Annotated in this window: 14 protein-coding genes and 1 pseudogene; 9 read left to right on the plus strand and 6 right to left on the minus strand. The window is 59.5% G+C overall.

Annotated elements, in window-relative coordinates; translation table 11 throughout:
• Nucleotides 1–32: 32 nt before the first annotated feature.
• A complete protein-coding gene (locus tag GUC22_RS11030; protein ID WP_171820841.1) occupies nucleotides 33–2,054 on the minus strand; it encodes a TonB-dependent siderophore receptor in 2,022 nt (673 codons plus the stop codon).
• Between the two features lie 556 nt (nucleotides 2,055–2,610).
• Here GUC22_RS11030 and GUC22_RS11035 point away from each other — a divergent pair.
• From GUC22_RS11035 to GUC22_RS11070, 8 genes and pseudogenes are all read left to right on the plus strand, one after another.
• On the plus strand, nucleotides 2,611–3,432 hold the full coding sequence (locus tag GUC22_RS11035) for an ABC transporter ATP-binding protein (RefSeq protein ID WP_024357919.1): 822 nt from the start codon (nucleotides 2,611–2,613) through the stop codon (nucleotides 3,430–3,432).
• A complete protein-coding gene (locus GUC22_RS11040) occupies nucleotides 3,429–4,454 on the plus strand; it encodes a FecCD family ABC transporter permease (RefSeq protein ID WP_160183513.1) in 1,026 nt (341 codons plus the stop codon). The genes GUC22_RS11035 and GUC22_RS11040 overlap by 4 nt, the downstream gene beginning before the upstream one ends.
• Nucleotides 4,451–5,503, plus strand: a complete 1,053-nt coding sequence (locus GUC22_RS11045; protein ID WP_049131282.1) for a FecCD family ABC transporter permease — start codon at nucleotides 4,451–4,453, stop codon at nucleotides 5,501–5,503. The genes GUC22_RS11040 and GUC22_RS11045 overlap by 4 nt, the downstream gene beginning before the upstream one ends.
• Nucleotides 5,494–6,467, plus strand: a pseudogene (locus tag GUC22_RS11050) (ABC transporter substrate-binding protein); the annotation flags it as partial. The gene GUC22_RS11045 and the pseudogene GUC22_RS11050, both read left to right, overlap by 10 nt.
• Nucleotides 6,464–7,363, plus strand: coding sequence for a MurR/RpiR family transcriptional regulator (locus tag GUC22_RS11055; protein ID WP_049131281.1), 900 nt, complete (start codon nucleotides 6,464–6,466; stop codon nucleotides 7,361–7,363). The pseudogene GUC22_RS11050 and the gene GUC22_RS11055, both read left to right, overlap by 4 nt.
• A gap of 95 nt (nucleotides 7,364–7,458) precedes the next feature.
• Nucleotides 7,459–8,226, plus strand: coding sequence for a basic amino acid ABC transporter substrate-binding protein (locus GUC22_RS11060; RefSeq protein WP_004139585.1), 768 nt, complete (start codon nucleotides 7,459–7,461; stop codon nucleotides 8,224–8,226).
• Nucleotides 8,227–8,291: 65 nt separating this feature from the next.
• Nucleotides 8,292–9,056 carry an amino acid ABC transporter permease gene (locus GUC22_RS11065; protein ID WP_004113535.1) on the plus strand — a complete coding sequence of 255 codons (765 nt, stop codon included), beginning with the start codon at nucleotides 8,292–8,294 and terminating at the stop codon, nucleotides 9,054–9,056.
• Entirely contained in the window at nucleotides 9,043–9,765 is a 723-nt protein-coding gene (locus GUC22_RS11070; protein ID WP_024357923.1) for an amino acid ABC transporter ATP-binding protein, read from the plus strand. Before GUC22_RS11065 ends, GUC22_RS11070 begins: the two co-directional genes overlap by 14 nt.
• Nucleotides 9,766–9,865: 100 nt before the next feature.
• On the opposite strand, the gene GUC22_RS11075 is transcribed toward GUC22_RS11070, so the two are convergent.
• On the minus strand, nucleotides 9,866–11,071 hold the full coding sequence (locus tag GUC22_RS11075; protein ID WP_004139588.1) for an MFS transporter: 1,206 nt from the start codon (nucleotides 11,069–11,071) through the stop codon (nucleotides 9,866–9,868).
• Between the two features lie 283 nt (nucleotides 11,072–11,354).
• On the opposite strand from GUC22_RS11075, the gene GUC22_RS11080 reads away from it, so the two are divergent.
• The gene (locus GUC22_RS11080) at nucleotides 11,355–12,506 is read left to right on the plus strand and encodes a M20 aminoacylase family protein (RefSeq protein WP_064342815.1); all 1,152 of its coding nucleotides are present in this window, start codon (nucleotides 11,355–11,357) and stop codon (nucleotides 12,504–12,506) included.
• A gap of 151 nt (nucleotides 12,507–12,657) precedes the next feature.
• On the opposite strand, the gene fdhF is transcribed toward GUC22_RS11080, so the two are convergent.
• The 4 genes from fdhF to GUC22_RS11100 all read right to left on the minus strand — a co-directional run bounded on the left by fdhF (nucleotide 12,658) and on the right by GUC22_RS11100 (nucleotide 18,700).
• A complete protein-coding gene (gene fdhF, locus GUC22_RS11085; protein WP_160183514.1) occupies nucleotides 12,658–14,808 on the minus strand; it encodes a formate dehydrogenase subunit alpha in 2,151 nt (716 codons plus the stop codon).
• A gap of 237 nt (nucleotides 14,809–15,045) precedes the next feature.
• Nucleotides 15,046–16,128 carry a malate/lactate/ureidoglycolate dehydrogenase gene (locus tag GUC22_RS11090; RefSeq protein WP_049087086.1) on the minus strand — a complete coding sequence of 361 codons (1,083 nt, stop codon included), beginning with the start codon at nucleotides 16,126–16,128 and terminating at the stop codon, nucleotides 15,046–15,048.
• Nucleotides 16,129–16,409: 281 nt separating this feature from the next.
• The gene (gene tal, locus GUC22_RS11095) at nucleotides 16,410–17,360 is read right to left on the minus strand and encodes a transaldolase (RefSeq protein WP_024357927.1); all 951 of its coding nucleotides are present in this window, start codon (nucleotides 17,358–17,360) and stop codon (nucleotides 16,410–16,412) included.
• A gap of 86 nt (nucleotides 17,361–17,446) precedes the next feature.
• Nucleotides 17,447–18,700: a class II D-tagatose-bisphosphate aldolase non-catalytic subunit gene (locus tag GUC22_RS11100; protein ID WP_024357928.1), complete on the minus strand. Its 1,254-nt coding sequence runs from the start codon at nucleotides 18,698–18,700 to the stop codon at nucleotides 17,447–17,449.
• Nucleotide 18,701: the final 1 nt, after the last annotated feature.

Here is an 18,701-nt window from a genome sequence, read left to right on the forward strand (position 1 = left end):
CAGCGCGCCGCGATCCGGGACAGGGATAAGGCTTAAAAATCCATCTTCAGCGTAAACTGCACTTCCCGCGGGTCGCCGATCTGGTTACCGAGGTTGTTGGTACCGATGGAGGAGGTGTAATAGGTCTTATCAAACAGATTCTTCACGTTAACCTGTAGCGTCACCGGATATTGCAGCTTCATCTTATAGGCCGCAAATACATCCGCCACCGCATAGCCCTGCAGATAATAATCCGCGCCGTTGGTACCGGAACGTTTGCTTACCGCGCGACCACCGCCGCCCACCGTCAGGGTATTGCTGTCGTAGACGTTATGAATGTCGTAGCTCAGGAACACAGAGCCGGTGTGTTTCGGCACGTTCGGCAGCGGTTTGCCCTTGTAATCCGGATCGTCGGTGACTTTCGCATCGGTATAGCCGTAGCTGGCGATGACGCTCAGGTTATCGGTCAACGATCCGGCCACGTCCACTTCGACGCCGCGGGAGCGCACCTTACCGGCGGTTTTCGCTACGGTTTCATCGCCCACCGATTCGGTATAGAGGACGTTGCGCTTATCAATATCAAACAGCGCGATATTGGCGGTAACGCCGTTGAAGAGCTCGAACTTCGCGCCCAGCTCGTAAGAGGTTGACTCTTCCGGCGGCAGATTGCCGATATAGCTGGCGATGGAGGACTGCGGCATAAACGACTGCGCCACGTTACCAAACAGCGAGACGGACGGCGTCAGCTTATACACCAGGCCCGCTTTCGGCGTCCATTTCTGGTCGCTGCTGTCGGTATTGACGTTAAACGGGCGGCCTTTCCCGGCGTACTGGGTGTAATACTGATAGCGCACCCCGGCAATGGCGATCCACTTATCGCTAAGATAGAGCGCGTCCTGGACGTAGCCCGCATAGCTCTCCTGCTGAGTACGCTGATCGCTATCGGATGCCGAAACGCTGGAGCATTTGTCGAGCGTACCATAGACCGGGTTATAGATATTAAATCCCTTGACGTTCTTACAGCGGATCATATCGGTACGCAGCAGATCGTAGTTCTCGTAAGCCAGGCCGGTGAGGATCTCGTTGTAGAAGCCGCCAATGACCACGTTACCCTGTAAATCCGCCCGCGTAGCGTGCATTTTCTGGGTTGAACCGTGGGTGGCGTCGACGCGGCGGGTCAGGTTGCCGGTCGCCGAATCGTAGGCCATTACCCGGGCCTGATCGTCGTTGTAATGATCCTGGCTGTAGCTGTAGTCGAAGCGGGCGGTCCAGGCGTCGCTGAGCCGGTATTCGGCATTCAGCTGCGCGAGGTCGGAATAACCGTCGGTAATATTAAACGGTTCATCAAAACGCGTTTTGCGATCGACATTCACCGCATGACCGGTGTTCAGATCGAAGATGGTGCCGCGATCGAATGGGGTACTGTAGTTACGGTGCGAATAGGAGACGTTCACCGTTGCCCGCTCGCCGAACCAGGTCAGGGAAGGGTTGATAAAGCTGGTCTTCTGTTTGCCGAAATTACGCCAGTAATCTTCATGCTGATATTCGCCAATCACCCGATACGCCAGCGGCGTCCCGTCGATGGGGCCGGTGACGTCGAACTGCCCGCTACCGCCGCCAAAGCTGGTGGAGGTGGCGGAGACGGAGCCGCCGAAGCTGCGCTCCGGGCGTTTGGTGACGACGTTGATTAATCCGCCGGGGTCGAGAATGCCGTACAGCGTTGAGGCCGGGCCTTTGAGCACTTCAACGCGTTCGGTGGCAGCGGTAAAGCTGCGCGGCAGCACGGTGCGCAGGCCGTTGGTCATGATCGAGCCGTCGCGGTTGGCGCCGAAGCCGCGGCGGCTAAAGGCGTCCTGGGTTCCGCCGAGGGTATTGGTTTGTACCACGTTGGCGACGTTATACAGCGCTTCGTCGAGGTTCGTCGCATGCTGATCCTCGAGCACCTGCTCGCTGACGGTGTTGACCACCTGCGGAATATCCAGCATCGGCATGGTGGTCAGCGTGGCGGTCGAGGTATTGACCGGCTGATAACCGTTGGTAGCGCTCTGCCGTGAACCGTCGGCGACGACCCTCATCGTTTCGTCAGTCGTTTTTTTTGTCTGAGTGGCGCTATTTTCCGCGGCCACTAATCCCGGTGAGGTGAAAAAAATCAGTGAAAAAAGCGCACGCCCTTTTAATGCCGAAAAAGGGACATTTAATGGAATCATTTTTGTGTCTCGTGAACGAACCTCGCCTTTGCGCAGAGGTAAAGCCAATAAAATCATTGCCCTGAAAAAGAAAGCTATCTGTTATTAACGCCAGAAGGCGTGCAGATATGTAATTGAGAATCATTCAATCACGAAGGAATGTAGTAGTAAACGTTATGTAAGATAAAAAATCGCCGACGCAAATAACCACGCAATCAGCGCTGAACGAGCAGAGTGGATATAAATGAATTTATTGTTTTTATTAGTTATTAATTCATTTTCTGGAGGTGCGGTTGTCGGTAGTAGACCGCCGTTATCGATGCGGTCGCGGGGTATTGACTACTACATTCATCCGCCGCATGATCAAAAGAGAATGAGATTTATTTTTGTTTGAGTGCGGAACGAGCGGGCCTGGCGCCACGCCGTTGCGGCGCGGGAGCGAGTTATGCCACAGCGGGTGTTGCCTGCAGAGCAGGGGATCGTCCTCGATTCCCTGTCGGCCGGATATGGCCAGACGCTAATTGTCGATAATATTCATCTGACCATCCCCCACGGGAAAATGACGGTACTGGCCGGCGCCAACGGCTCGGGGAAATCGACGCTGCTGTCGACCATCGCCCGGATACTCAAGCCGCTGGGCGGCTGCGTACGTCTGGACGGCGAGGTGATTCATCAGATGCCGACCCGTGAGGTCTCCCGGCGGCTGGGGATTCTGCCGCAATCGCCGCTAACGCCGGAAGGGTTGACGGTGTTTGAACTGGTTTCCCGCGGGCGCTACCCCTGGCAGGGTCTGATGCGTCAATGGTCCGAGGCCGATGAACGGGCGGTCGAAGAGGCGCTAATGCTCACCGGCACCGCCGAATTTGCCCATCTAGCGGTTGATAGCCTCTCCGGCGGCCAGCGTCAGCGCTGCTGGATCGCGATGGCCCTCGCTCAGCAAACGGCGACAATTCTGCTGGATGAACCCACTACCTGGCTCGATCTGCGCTATCAGGTCGACATTCTCGAACTGCTGCAAACCTTAACCCGCGATCACGGCCGCACGGTGGTCACCGTCCTGCACGACCTGAACTTCGCGGTGAACTACGCCGACCTGCTGGTGTTTCTTAAAAAAGGACAGATCGCCGGGGTGATTAATGAACAGGAGATCTGTACGCCGGAACTGATCAAAACTGTTTTTGACGTGGACGTGCAGATGTCGCTCAACCCGCAGACCGGCAAGCCCTTTTTTATGCCGTTCCGCGCCCGTGAGGAGAAGGCGTTATGAGCGCCTCCGCGCTGCTGCTGCCGCGCCGACAATCCCGGCCCCGGCTGGCGCTGGTACTGCTGAGTTTACTGCTGCTGGGCGGCTCGCTGGTACATCTCGGGCTCGGCGCGCGCTGGATTGCGCCGCAAACGGTGCTTCAGGCGCTGTTTCACTACGATCCGCGCAACTTTGACCACCGCATTATCGTTGATTTACGCCTGGTACGTCTCGCGGCGGCGCTGCTCACCGGCGCGGCGCTCGGCGTGGCGGGGCTGCTGCTGCAAACCGTGATCCGCAATCCGCTGGGCGAGCCGCATATTCTCGGCCTTAACGCTGGCGCTTCGCTGGCGGTGGTGGCGACGTCGGCGCTCGGAATCAGCCTCGGCGGCGTGGTGTTAGCCAGACCGCTCACCGCCGCCTGCGGCGCGGCGCTGCTGTTTGGCGGCGTGATGCTGCTGTCGTCATCCGGGCGCGGTGGCGTGACGCCGCTACGCATTACCCTCTGTGGGGTAGCGCTGTCGGCGTTTGCCTCGGCGGTCACGGCGGCGATTCTGATCCTCGATGAACAAACGCTACTGGCGATGCGTACCTGGCTGGCGGGCGATCTTGCCGGACTGAACTGGCAAACGCTGCGCGCGGCGCTGCTCCCGGCGCTGGCGGGAGTGACGGTCGCGCTGGCCATCGCGCCGCGTCTGAACGTGCTGGCGCTGGGCGATAAAGTCGCGCTGGGGCTGGGGGTGAAGATTGTTCAGACCCGCCTGCTGGGGCTGGCCGCCATTGCGCTATTGTGCGGCTCCGCGGTGGCGGTGGCCGGGCCGATCGGCTTTGTCGGGCTGGTGGTCCCCCACGCGGTGCGTCGGCTGATTAGCGAAGATATTCGCCTGGCGCTGCCGCTGGCCGCCCCGGTTGGCGCCCTGGTGCTGCTGCTGGCGGATATCGCCGCGCGTACCCTGGTCGCGCCCCAGGAGCTGGCAACCGGCGCGATGACCGCGCTGGTGGGGGCACCGGTATTTATTTTTATCGCCGCGAGGTTTTTTAAATGAAAAGCGCCGCCCGTCGCGCCGGTTTTCAGCCGCTTGCCTGCGGCGGCAGGCATTTTTTGCTGCGGCCCGCGGCGTTAAAAATCGCAGCCGGCATGCTGCTCGTTATTCTGCTGCTGGCGCTGTTTGGCCTGACCCACGGCAGTTTCCCGATGCCTTCCGGTACCCTGTTTCGCGCGCTGCTGGGCGCGGAAAACGTCGCCGAACAGCCGCGTTTTATCCTGTTTGATATCCGCCTGCCGAGGCTGTTGATGGCGCTGCTGTGCGGGGCGATGCTCGGCCTGGCCGGCGCGGCGATGCAGAGCATTACCCGCAACGGTCTGGCGGACCCTGGGCTTATCGGGGTGAAGGAGGGGGCCAGCATTGTGGTTCTGGCGCTGGTGCTGTTCTTTCCGGCGGTGGGCGTCATCTGGCGGCCGCTGGCGGGGATGCTCGGCGGCGTGCTGGTGGCGCTGCTGGTTCTGGCGCTGGCCCGCGACTGTTCGCGCCCGCGCTTTATTCTCATCGGCATCGGCGTCTCCTGGACGCTGGCGGCGGCGGTCGGCATTTTTATGACCACCGCCGACGTGCGCGATGTACAGACGGCGATGATCTGGCTGGCGGGCAGCCTGCACGCGGCGACCTGGCCGCTGTTGGCCGTCGCTTTCTGCTGGGCGCTACCCGGGGCGATGATCCTTTTTTTGACCGCCAGGGCCGCCGATGCGGCGCTGCTCGGCGACCGCACGGCCATCGGCCTCGGGGTACGTCTGCAGCAGCTCACCCTGCTGCGCTTTTTCGCGCCGGTGCTGCTCACCTCCGCCAGCGTCTCCTGCGTTGGTAGCCTTGGCTTCGTTGGCCTGATGGCGCCGCATATGGCGCGTTTTCTGCTGCGCGGCGGCCAGGTGGCGCTGCTCTGCGGCAGCGCGTTGATCGGCGCGCTGCTGGTGTTAGCCACCGATACCATTGGCCGGCTGGCGTTCGCGCCGCTGCAGATCCCTGCGGGGATCGTGATTGCTTTGGTCGGCTGTCCGTTTTTTATCGTTCTGCTCTGGCGTCGCCGTGACGCCCTGTAAATCAAAAAGGATCGCTATGCGTTGGTTCGTTTCTCTGCTGGTGCTGCTGGCGGGCGTCGCCTCGGCCGCCGATACGCAAACCTTCACCGACGACTTAGGTCGCGCGGTGACCGTTCCGCTGCACCCGCAGCGCATTGTGTCGATGCACGATCTGGATATCACCATTCCCCTGATTGAGCTTGGCGTCCCGCCGGTCGCCAGCCACGGGAGGACGCGTCCGGACGGCAGCCACTTTTTACGCTCCAGCGCACAGCTGACCGGGATTGATTTCGATAACAGCGCGATTCAGTTTATCGGCACGGCGGATATCGACCTCGAAGCGGTGGCCGCCGCGAAACCGGACCTGATTATCACCGAGCCGAGCCGCCACGTCTCGGTGGAGCAGCTGGAGAAGATTGCGCCAACGGTCAGCATCGACCATTTGCAGGGCAGCGCGCCGCGCATCTACCGCAAGCTGGCGCAGCTCACCGGTACCCAGCCGCGGCTCTTAATCCTCGAACGCCGCTATCAGGCGCAGATAGCCCAGCTAAAGGCGATGGTGGATACGCAAAACATCGTTGTCTCGGTGATTCAGGCCAACAACGGCAAGGTGACCGTGCATCACTCCTATCATGCGCTGGGCCGCGTGCTGCGCGATGCCGGATTCCGCTTCCCGCCGCTGATTGACAACATCCCCGAGGGCCAGCGCATTGACGTCAGCGCCGAGCAGCTACCGGAGCTGGATGCCGATTTTGTGTTTGCCACCTGGCGCTCCGATACCGGCGGTAAGCCGCAGGATGAGCTGCGGGCGATGGAGGGCGTGATGCCGGGCTGGTGCGACTTTATGCGCGCCTGCCGTACCGGGCGCTATATTCTGCTGCCGCGCGAGGAGGTTATCTCTAACTCCTACGCCGCGCTGTCGCTGATGGTCGCCCAGGTGCAGTCGCACATCGCCGGGCGTCCTCTACCCGAGGGGCTGAAATGAAAATGGCGGTTAAGAGAGAGAAGGGGCGGGTTGACCTGTTCGGCGAACGTTTTCGCGCCCGCGCGCATCAGCTTTCGCCGCGTCTGCTGGTGGTGGCGAGCTATATCAACGATAACCGGGAAGCGGTGCTGGAGCGCACGGCCATGGAAATCGCGAGCGCGACCAACACCTCGGACGCCACAGTGGTACGCGCCATCCAGGCGCTCGGCTTCGCCGGACTGCGGGAACTGAAGCAGACCATGGAACGCTGGTTTGGCCCATCGGCGACCTCGTCGGAAAAGATGATTTCAACGGTGAGCGCGCTCTCCAGCGATGTCCATTCGAGCATTGATTTTGTCCTTGAGGGGCATCAGCGGGCCTGCGAAGTGCTGTCGCGACCTGACAACCGCGCGGCGGTGGCTCAGGCGGTGGCGCTGCTGACCGGCGCGCGCCAGGTGGGCATTTTCGGGATCGGCGCCTCGGGCATACTGGCGGAATATACCGCCAGGCTACTGAGCCGCATCGGCCTGCCTTCGTACGTGATGAACCGCACCGGCTTTAGCCTCGCCGAGCAGCTGATCGGCCTGCAGCGCGGCGATGTGCTGATTATGATGGGGCAAAAGTCGCCGCACCGGGAGGGGATGACTACCCTGCGCGAGGCCCGGCGCCTGGGGATCCCGACGATCTTGCTGACTCAGGCGCTGGACTCCCGCTTTAGCCAGCAGGCGCAGGTGGTGATTGAGGTGCCGCGCGGCGGCGATAACGGGCGGGTGCCGCTGCACGGGACGGTGCTGGTATGCCTGGAGATGATCGTGCTGTCGGTGGCCTCCACCGCGCCGCAGAAGACGGTGAAATCGATGAAGCGGATCAATGAATTGCATCGGGCCATCGGGAAATCCGGCGGTAAACGAAGCTAAACGGCAGATAATTTACCCTCGGCAAGGTTTCCGGTTGCATGCCATGCTGACTCTGTGTATTTTTATGCAAAATTAATGCATAAAACGGAGTTGTCATGGTTAAGAACTGGATGAAAGCATGCTGCCTGGTCGCGGCGATGATCGGCACCGCCCACGCGGCTCAGCAAACATACGTGGTGGGCTCCGGCGGAACCTATCGCCCGTTTGAGTTTGAGAACAGCCAGAAACAGCTGGAAGGTTTTGATATCGATATCATTAAAGCGATCGCCAAAGCGGAAGGCTTTGATATCAAACTGGTCAATACGCCGTGGGAAGGGATCTTCGCCACCCTGAGCACCGGCGATCGCGACATTATTATCTCCGGGATCACCATCACCGATAAGCGTAAGCAGATGGTGGATTTCTCCGCCCCTTATTTCCCGGCCGAGCAGTCCATCGTCGTGCCGGCGGATTCAAAAGTCACCTCCCTTGAGGCGCTGAAAAGTGAGAAAGTCGGGGTGGTGAACTCCAGCACCGGCGATATCGTGGTCTCCGACGTGCTGGGCAAGAACAGCACCTCGATCAAGCGTTTTGATAATACCCCGCTGATGCTGCAGGAGCTGTTTGAAGACGGCGTCAGCGCGGCGGTTGGCGACGTCGGCGTGGTGAAATACTACATCAAGCAGCACCCGGAGAAGCAGTTCAAGCTGGTGCCGGATGCCAAATTTGAGCGCCAGTATTTCGGTATCGCGGTGGCGAAAGGCAACAGCGAGCTGCAGGCGAAAATCAACGCCGGTTTACAGAAAATCATCGCTGACGGCACCTACGCCAAAATCTATAAAACCTGGTTCGACGACAACGTCCCGACGCTGCCAGCGCAATAATTCGCATATTTGTTTTCATCACGGCTATCGACTCTGGCGATAGCCGTATTTTTTAGGGAAGGGTTATGACGGGATTCCGTTGGGAGATCATTGAGGAGTACGGTCCGCTGTTTATGGACGGTGCCCTGATGACCATTAAATGTACCATTATCTGCGTGATCCTTGGCACCCTGTGGGGGCTGACTCTCGGGCTGGGGCGGATGGCGAAAGCCGAGCACGGGGTATGGAAATACGTTCTGCGTTATCTGGTGCAGTTTCCGGTGCGTTTTTACGTCAGCGCGTTTCGCGGCACGCCGCTGTTCGTGCAAATTATGGTGGTGCACTTCGCGCTGGTGCCGCTGTTTATCAACCCGCGCGACGGTCTGCTGGTGACCAGCGGCATGATGAGCGCCGATTTCGCCCGCGAGCTGCGCTCGAACTATGGCGCGTTTCTCTCCTGTATCGTGGCGATTACGCTGAACGCCGGGGCCTACGTCTCCGAAATATTCCGCGCCGGGATCCAGTCGATCGATAAGGGGCAGATGGAAGCCTCCCGGGCGCTGGGAATGCCGTGGTGGAAAACCATGCGTCAGGTGATTTTGCCGCAGGCGTTTCGCCGCATTCTGCCGCCGCTGGGCAACAACGCCATCGCCATCGTCAAGGACTCCTCGCTGGCGTCGGCCATCGGTCTGGCGGACCTGGCCTACGCCGCGCGCACCGTTTCCGGCGCCTACGCCACCTACTGGGAACCCTACCTGACCATCTCCCTGGTTTACTGGGTCATTACTTTCCTGCTGGCGCAGCTGGTTAACCGTCTGGAAAAGAGGTTTGGCAAAAGTGATTCACATTAACAATCTGCACAAGCGCTTCGGCGATAGCCACGTTCTGCGCGGCATCAGCTGCGATATCAAACCGCAGGAAGTGGTCTGTATTATCGGCCCGTCCGGCTCCGGGAAAAGCACCTTCCTGCGCTGCATGAACGCGCTGGAAACCGTCAGCGAAGGCGAGGTGGAGGTGAACGGCTTTGCCGCCCACGATCGCGCGACCGATCTGAATAAGATGCGGGAAAGCGTCGGCATGGTGTTTCAGCGTTTTAATCTGTTCCCGCACAAAACGGTGCTGGAAAACCTGATTATGGCCCCGATGAACCTGCGCGGCATGGCGCGCGCGGAGGCGGTGCGTCTGGCGGAAGAGCTGCTGGCGAAGGTCGGGCTGAGCGACAAGCGCGACGCCTGGCCCTCCAGCCTCTCCGGAGGGCAGCAGCAGCGGGTGGCCATCGCCCGCGCGCTGGCGATGAAGCCGTCGATTATGCTGTTCGATGAGCCCACCTCGGCGCTCGATCCTGAGCTGGTGGGCGACGTGCTGGAGGTGATGAAAAACCTCGCCAGCGAAGGGATGACCATGGTTATCGTGACCCACGAAATGGGCTTTGCCCGCGAAGTGGCCGACCGGGTTATCTTTATCGACCAGGGCATCATTCAGGAAGAGGGCAAACCGGCGCAGATCTTTAGCGCGCCGACTAACCCGCGCACCGCCGCGTTTTTAAGTAAAGTGCTGTAATCGATAACGACCCCGGCGCGCGGCTGCGCCGCCGGGGAGAAGATCTTGCGCGGGCGATGAGGGCGCTTTCGTTTTGTCGAACCGTGACTGCCCTTAAGCGCTACTGCGCCGCCTCGCTAATATCATCCATCTCTTCTTCGCGCTCGCGTTCGTCCGCCAGCAGCGCTTTTTCGCTTTTACCCAGGCACTGGATCAGCAGGAACAGCGCGCCGCTGACAAACAGCGTCATCAGCAGACCATCATAGCCCGCGACGCTGATTAACAATCCGCTGACTACCGGCCCGGCCACGCTGCCCGCGGACCAAAAGAATCCCAGCAGGGCGTTGATCATAATCAGCTTTTGCCCGGAGAAGGTTTTCCCGGCGCGGACCAGCGACAGGGTATAGAGCGCCCCCGCCGCGGCGCCGAGAAGCAGGCAGCCGACAATCAGCTGGATATGCGACGCCAGCAGAAACGGCAGGGCCAGCAGGGCGAGGCAGAAGACCACCGCACAGGTCAGATGTACGCGGCGGATGCCGAAGCGGTCGGCAATCCAGCCCAGCGGCGCCTGGAATACGGCGTCGCCGGTCAATACCACCGTCACCAGCAGCACCGCCGTGACTTCACTTAGCCCTTTATCCATACCGTACAACGGCAGCAGCGCCAGAATGCTGGCATCAAAAAAGGCAAAACAGAATACGCCGGAAGCCAGTACCGGCAAAAAAGCGCCGAGGCTGCGCCAGCTGGCGCGTTCCGCCAGCCGTTCGCGGCTGCCGGAGGGCAGATGGCGGAGCATCAGCAGGCAGGCGAGGGTCACCAGTCCGACGAGCAGCAGCGTCCATGATTGATACGCTTCTCCGGCGGAGATCAGCAGCGGCCCCGCCAGCTGACAGCCGGTAAAGGCGGAGGCATAAATGCCGGTCAGGGTTGCCCGGTTTTTCCCCGCCGCGCCGCCGGTGATCCAGCTTTCGCCAATGACGATAATCACCCCCGACGCCAGGCCGGTAACCAGCCGCGGCAGCAGGAGATGAACCATATCAAACGACAGGCAGGAGGCGATGGTTGCCGCCGCCAGCGCCACCAGGCTGACGGAGAGCAGAAGCCCCATCTCAAAGCGCCGGCACAGCGCGGGTGAGAGGAAGGAGGAGATCATCATCCCCGCTGGCGGTAGCGCGGCCAGCAGGCCGACGTAAACGGTATCAATCTGCTGCTGCGCCAGCTCCAGACTGATTAAGGGCACCGTGTATCCGGTGATAAATCCCACTAATGAAGCCGCCATGATCATCGCCAGCGTGGGGGCAAGGCGATTCTGCTCTGGGTTGAACATTTTATTTCCGGTTAAGGAGGTATGAAGAGTGAATTATTCGGTAAAACGCCAGTATAGCTGCATAATAATTAATCGCACGCCTTATGTCACCGTTGATATCACTACAAAAAAGGACGGCGCTGGCGAGGGGGCCGCGTAAAGGCGCGCCGGCGCAGGGTTTGGCGGAAGTTGTCAGCGAGCAGGCGAAAGGATATAACCAATAGGCTGGCGGACTACCTGTAGCCCCAATTTATTGAATAATACACTCGTTCAGCGCTGATGCTGTGCAGGAAAGGAGTATGACATGGCAGTATCCTCTTCACTGATCGCCGAGGCCATTCGCTGGCGACGTGATTTTCATGCTTGCCCTGAGCTGGGGTATCAGGAACAGGAAACCTCGCGTCGGGTGGCTGAACTGCTCGCGTCGTTTGGCCTCCAGGTGCATCGCGGGCTGGCGGGTACCGGCGTGGTCGCGACCCTGGAGAACGGCCCCGGTCCGGTGATTGGCCTGCGGGCCGATATGGACGCGCTGCCGATCGCCGAGCAGAGCGATGTCGGCTATAAATCGCGCAATCCTGGCGTGATGCACGCCTGCGGCCATGATGGTCATAGCGCGATGCTGCTGGCGACAGCGGCGCATCTGGCGCAGACCCGCCGCTTTCGCGGTACCGTGCACTTTGTTTTCCAGCCCGCCGAGGAGAACCTGGGCGGCGCGCGGAAAATGGTAGAGGAGGGGCTGTTTGAGCGCTTCCCGATGGATGCCATTTACGCGCTGCACAACTGGCCGGGTATGCCGCTGGGCCAGGTGGCGATCGGCAGCGGGGCGATGATGGCCTCTCTCGACGCGTTTGAAATTACCCTGACCGGCAAAAGCTGCCATGCGGCGATGCCGGAGCGCGGAGCGGACCCGATTGTCGCCGCGGCGCAGCTGATTATGGCGCTGCAAACCATTCCTTCGCGCCGCCTGTCGCCGCAGGAGTCGACGGTGGTGAGCATTACCCAGATTGCCGGCGGAGAGGCGATCAACGTGCTGCCGGATAAAGTGGTGCTGCGCGGGACCTTCCGCTGCCTGGACAACCAGGTGCGCGCGCGGGTCAGGGGGCTGATTGAGAGCTATGTCGCCGCCCAGCCGCAGGTGTCAGAGGTGGAAGGCGCAATCGCCTGGTATCCCGGTTATCCGGTGACCACTAACCATCCGGCCGAAGCGCAAAAGGTGCGCGAGGTAGCGACCGCGCTGCTGGGGGAGTCGGCGGTGAGCTGGAACGGGAACCCCTCCATGGCCTCGGAAGATTTTGCCTGCATGCTGGAGGCTTGTCCTGGCGCCTATTTTTGGATTGGCGCCGATGGCGAGACGGCGTCAAAGCCGTTGCATAACGCCGGCTATGATTTTAACGATGAGCTGCTCCCTCACGGCGTGGCGCTGTGGACGGCGCTGGTGGAGAAACTGCTGGCGTAAGAGGGCGATCCCGGAGGCGGCGCTGCGCACCTGTCCGGGCTACCGGTCCGCAGAAAGCGGTGAACCTGTAGCCCGGGCAAGGCGCGTTGAGCGCCGTCCCCGGGAACAAAAGTGGCTATGCAGGGAGACGCGCGCATCTCCCTGCGTTGTTTTACACGTTAACCGCCGCTTTCAGGCGGGCTTTCATCTCGCTATAGCTTGTCCAGGCATACTGTTCGGCCCAGCGCTGATCCGCGATAGCCTCCACCTTCACCGCGCAGTATTTGGTTTCCGGCGTTTTCGAGATTGGGTCGAGATTATCCTGCGTCAGCTCATTACAGGCGCCGACCCACCACTGATAGGTCATGTACACCGCGCCTTCATTAATGCGATCGCTGATGTCGGCGCGGGTAATCACCTTGCCGCGCCGCGAGCTGACCCACACCAGCTGCTGGTCGGCGATCCCGAGGCGCTGCGCGTCGGCGCGGTTGATTTGCACCCGTCCTGGCTCATCGGCAAGCGACTGCAGAGCCGCGCAGTTGCCGGTCATCGAACGACACGAGTAGTGGCCGACTTCGCGCACGGTACACAGCACCAGCGGATACGCTTCATCCGGCGTCTCGGCAGGCGCACGCCACGGGGCGGCGAACAGCTGACCTTTACCGGTCGGCGTATCGAAGAGGTTATCTTTATACAGCCACGGAGTACCGGGATGATCCAGCGTCGGGCACGGCCACTGGACGTGGTTCATATCGCCCATTTTCTCGTAAGTGACGCCGTAGAACAGCGGGCAGAGTTCGCGCATTTCGTCCCAGATCTGCTGGTTATTATCGTAATGCATCGGATAGCCCATTTCGCTGGCCAGCAGGCTGATGATTTCCCAGTCGCGCTTAACGTTACCGGTGGCGATAATCGCCTGCTCAAAGCGCTGGAAGCCGCGGTCGGCGCAGGTAAAGACGCCGCCGTGTTCCCCCCAGGAGGTGGCGGGCAGCAGCACATCGGCGATTTCGGCGGTTTTGGTCATAAAGATATCCTGCACCACCACAAAATCGAGCGCCTCAATCCCTTTACGCACCAGACCCAAATCGGCTTCGGTTTGCAGCGGATCTTCACCCATGATGTAGTAGGCTTTGATCTCGCCGGTCAGCGCTTTGTGCGGCACTTCGGTGATCCGGGTACCGACCTGGTCGTCCATGCTCGCCGGATCAATCCCCCAGGCGTTGGCGAATTTGGCGCGAACGCTGGCGTCGGTGACGTCCTGGTAGCCGGGGAACATATTCGGCAGGACGCCCATATCACAGGCGCCCTGGACGTTGTTTTGCCCGCGTACCGGCCCCACGCCGACGTTGGCGCGCCCGAGGTTGCCTGTTAACAGCACGAGGCTCGCCAGCCCTCTGACAACGTCCACCGCCTGGCCGAACTGGGTGACGCCCATCCCCCACATAATGGTGGCGGAAGGCGCGGCGGCAAACATGCGCATCGCCTGGCGAATTTCAGCGGCCGGGACGCCGACGATGCCTTCGACGGCTTCAGGGGAATAGTCTTTCACCATCTCACGATAGGCATCCAGCCCCTCGGTAAAGCGGTCGACGTAGTCGTGGTTATACAGATCTTCTTCCAGCAGGACGTGAGCGAAGGCGTTGACCAGCGCCATGTTGCTGCCGTTATTGAGCTGCAGATGACGATCGGCGATGCGCGCGGTTTCGATACGGCGCGGGTCGCAGACGATGATTTTTGCCCCGTTTTCGCGGGCCTTAATCACCCGGCGGGCGACGATTGGGTGGGAGTCGGCGCAGTTATAGCCAAAGACCAGCAGGCATTTTGAGTTCTCAATATCGCTAATCGAGTTGCTCATCGCGCCGTTGCCGAGCGCCAGCTGCAGGCCGGCGACCGACGGGCCGTGGCAGACGCGGGCGCAGCAGTCGACGTTATTGGTGTTGAGCACCCCGCGGGCGAACTTCTGCATCACGTAGTTGGTTTCATTGCCGGTACCGCGCGATGAACCGGTCGTCATAATGGCGCGCGGGCCATGCTTCTCCTTTATTTCACGCAGTTTTTTCGCCGTATAGCGGATGGCTTCATCCCAGCTTACCGGGGTGAACTTGCCGCCTTTCTGGTAGCGAATCATCGGCTGCTGCAGACGCGGCGTCAGCAGCTGGGTGTCGTTGAGAAAATCCCAGCCGTAATAGCCTTTCAGGCACAGCTGATTTTGGTTGGTAACGCCATCAGCGGCTTCGGCTCGGATAATCTTATTGTTTTCGACGACCAGCTTAAGTTTGCAACCGGCCCCGCAATAAGGGCAAACGCTCGTGATTTTTTTCATCAGTAACAGACCTGTTAACAGAGAATAAACAACAATGGACAGGCCGGGCCCGGCCCGCCCTTGTCAGGGCGTCATGCGCCAGCGTACCGGCAGATGACGGGAGCGTTATGCATAGGATGTGCCAAATTTTAAGTTATTGAATTTATTTAGAATAATCGGGAGTTGCAGGCGGGGCGGCGGCGATGTCGACACTAATGACGATGACATGACGCCCGCTCGGGCGTCATCAAGGGACAATCAGGCCAGCTTCTGGCGCAGCTGCGCGAGGGTGTCGGCGGGTACTCCTACCTCCTCGGCGGCGGCGCAAATCGCCTGCCAGCTTCCGGCGTCCAGCGGAATGCCCTGCGCCAGACGCTGCCGACGGTTCGCCTCTTCCCACTCCCCCGGCGCCAGAATGGGCGCGTCCGGCTCGTGCGGCGACTGTTTACACCAGTCGATAAACGCTTCGGTCTCGCGCTGCATATCCGGCGCATCGAACGCTTCTGGGCTGAGAATAATGGTGGTCATGCAGTTGAAGATGGCGTCCACGCTGCCCTGCAGCGTCTCCTGATGCGAGGTTTTGCCGCCGGATACCGCGCCGCCGATCGCTTCGCACAGCGTCGCCAGCGCGTAGCCTTTATGTTCGGCAAAGGTCAGCAGCGCCCCCAGCGGCGAGGTCTGCATCACCGCCGGGTCGGTGGTGGGGACGCCGCGAGCGTCGATCAGCGACCCTGCCGGTACCGGAACCCCTTTATGCCAGGCAACGCGGGTTTTACCGAAGGCGATGGCGCTGGTGGCGTAATCCAGCAGCAGCGGCGGATGGCCGACGCGCGGGAACACCACGCACAGCGGGTTGGTGCCGAAGCGGCTGTCTTTCCCACGGAACGGGGCGACCATCACGTTGCCAACGACGTTAACGAAATGGATAGAGATCATTCCGGCGGCCGCGCACTGTTCCGCCCAGTAGCCGATGCGGCCAATATGGTGCGCGTTGCGCAGCGCCACGGCGGCCAAACCGTGCTGTTTTGCCTTCTCAATACCGATCTGCATGGCTTCATGGGCCACCACCTGGCCGAATCCGCCGTTGCCGTCCAGCGTGACCACCGCGCCCGCGTCCTTCATCACGCTGGCGTGGCGGTTGAGCTGGAGATAGCCCTGCGCGTGGGAGCGTACGTAGCTTGGGATCATACCGACGCCGTGGGAATCGTGCCCGGCCAGGTTGGCGGCAATAAGGTGGTCGGCGATAAGCGACGCTTCGGTGGGGGAGCTTCCCATATGGGTGAAAAGGGTTTTAACAAATTGATGCAGATCCGTGGCCTGGAAGCGATGTCCTGTTTGCACTGATTCTCTCCTGTGAATGGGTTGCGGATTATTGTTTTAGCGTGTTTGCATTTCCATGCTGCGCTGAGCAACGGCGAAGATCAAGGGGATCCCGACGCAGGTGTTAATAGATAGCCGCGGCACGGCGCTGGGTTGGCGTCGGGGGCGAAGTAAGATCGAGGAATGTGCAAGGGTACTCAGCGAGTCAGGGAAAAATCGCTTCCCCATCCTGGAACAGTTTGATGATTTTGTAGCCCGGGCAAGGCGCCTTAGTGCCGTCTCCGACCCGGGATGCTGTCATCTTACAGATACTGGCTCAGTAACGCCTCCAGGCTGTTCTGATCTAGCGCAAACAGGCGAATACCTTCGGCAAGTTTTTCCACCGCCATCGCATCCTGATGATGCGCCCAGTAGAACTCAGCTTCAGTCAGCGCCGCGGGTTTCGCCTGTATTTCGCCTTCATACGTCAGCGGGGCAGGCACCGGCCCCTGATTTTGCTGCAGCTGCGCCAGTAGCGCCGGAGACACGGTCAGACGATCGCAGCCGTTAAGCGCCAGGACCTGTTCCGGCGTACGGAAGCTCGCCCCCATCACCACGGTGCGATAGCCGTGCATTTTGTAAAAGCGATAGATCTTCTGTACCGACTCGACGCCCGGATCGTTATCGACGGTGAAGGTCGTATCGGGGTTGTTTTTCTTGTACCAGTCGTAGATGCGGCCCACAAAGGGGGAAATCAGGAAAACATTGGCGTCGGCGCACGCTCTGGCCTGGGCAAAGGAGAAAAGCAGCGTCAGGTTACACTGGATACCCTCTTTTTCCAGCATTTCTGCTGCGCGAATCCCTTGCCATGTGGCGGCAAGCTTAATCAAAACCCGTTCTTTACCGATACCCTTCTCTGCATACAGGGCGATGATTTCCTGTGCTTTGGCAATGCTGGCTCGGGTATCAAACGAAAGACGGGCATCCACTTCGGTTGAAATGCGTCCCGGAACGCTTTTCAGGATCAGCGCACCAATACTGACGGCCAGGTAATCGGCAATATCCGACGGCTGTACAGGTTTTCCGCTCTGACGGGACTTCACCGTTGTGACGGCATCTTTCACCACTTTCTGATATTGCGGAAGCTGTGCCGCTTTATAAATAAGCGAAGGGTTGGTGGTCGCATCTTCAGGCTGGTAAGCCATAATGCTGTCAATGTCCCCGCTGTCGGCAACAATCGTTGTCCGCTGCTTTAGTTGTTCAAGTTGATTCATCGCCATGACCTGTTTTTCCAAGAGTTGAGCTGGAAACAACAAGGAGGGGGCGGTGCCCGCTCCTTGTTGTTAAGCTGGATAAATGATTATTTAGCCTGTGCGACGCGGGTGGTCAGGCCTGGCATGTTGAAGCACTCGGCTTCGTTCTGGATCATATCTTTAATTTTATTGATGACGTAGCGCTCAGGCTCGATGCCAAACGACTTCAGATTGGCGAACATGGTCTGCATCTCTGCGACTACCGCCGGTTTTTCGTAGTTGTAGTGGCCGCTGAGCTCAAGAATTTCTTTCAACAATTCCGGTTCGTTAAAGATCTGCTCTTCCGACTTGTTCTTGTGCTCATCTGTCATCCATTTCTCCCATTTATGGCTTAGGACGCACTCGCGGGTGAGAACGGTTTTTAGATGAGACGCTGACTTGATAAAGCCTTTTGCCGCCAGATCTTTCTCAACTTCCGCCAGTTTTAAATAGGCGCGGGTTTCGATGGTGCCGTAGGCCGGTGCGACGTTCATCGCCGTGATGCCCAGACCTGGATGCTTCAGCAGGATCTCATCCGGCAGGTAGTCACCGTTATGCTCTTTCAGACCGACGCCGTGACGGGTACTGATAGCCGAAAGTTCGGCGGACTGTTTATCATTAAAATGGCCAACGTTTTTGGTCAGGCGGGTCAGAGTACCGGTCTGACCGACGATAAACAGCGGCTGCGGCAGCGATTCGGCGGCCAGGCGCTTATTCAGCTCAATGATAAAACCTTCATAGGCGCTGATGTCAGTCAGGCCGCCGTTGGTCTCTTCGGTGCCGACTTCATAGAAGAACTCTTTCAGGTTATTGGCTTTACGGTACTCTTCACAGAAGCGGATCAGTTCAACGGTGCGGCTCAGTACCAGTTCAATATCAATAACTTTACCGACGACATACGGGTCTTTTGTCGGGTCGATATGCAGCAGGTCAAAACCGGCATCCATATCAATCTGATAGGAGCGACGAGCCAGGGCCATCGCTTCGGCTTCCGGAATATGGTCTTTACGCTCTTTATCGCGCTGCCATGGACCGCCATGGTCACGGCAGAGGAAGTAATCGCCGTCAAAGCCGACTTTTTCCGCCATGGCTTTCAGATCGGCGGCAAAGCGGAATTGATCCCAGTTGTTAACGTATCCGGCGCCGAATTCATCGGCGTCGACCTGGTTACGGCTGGCAATAAACATCAGCGGCAGATCTTTTTCTTTACCCAGTTCAAAACAAGCCTGAATTAATGCCGGAGACATTGGTCCAATTCCTAACATCGTGGATTTACCGCCGTTAACAATATAATCGACGTACTGTTTCATTGTGTTTTTCATG

It is taken from the genome of Klebsiella sp. MPUS7 (assembly GCF_009905335.1).
GTDB lineage: Bacteria > Pseudomonadota > Gammaproteobacteria > Enterobacterales > Enterobacteriaceae > Klebsiella > Klebsiella grimontii.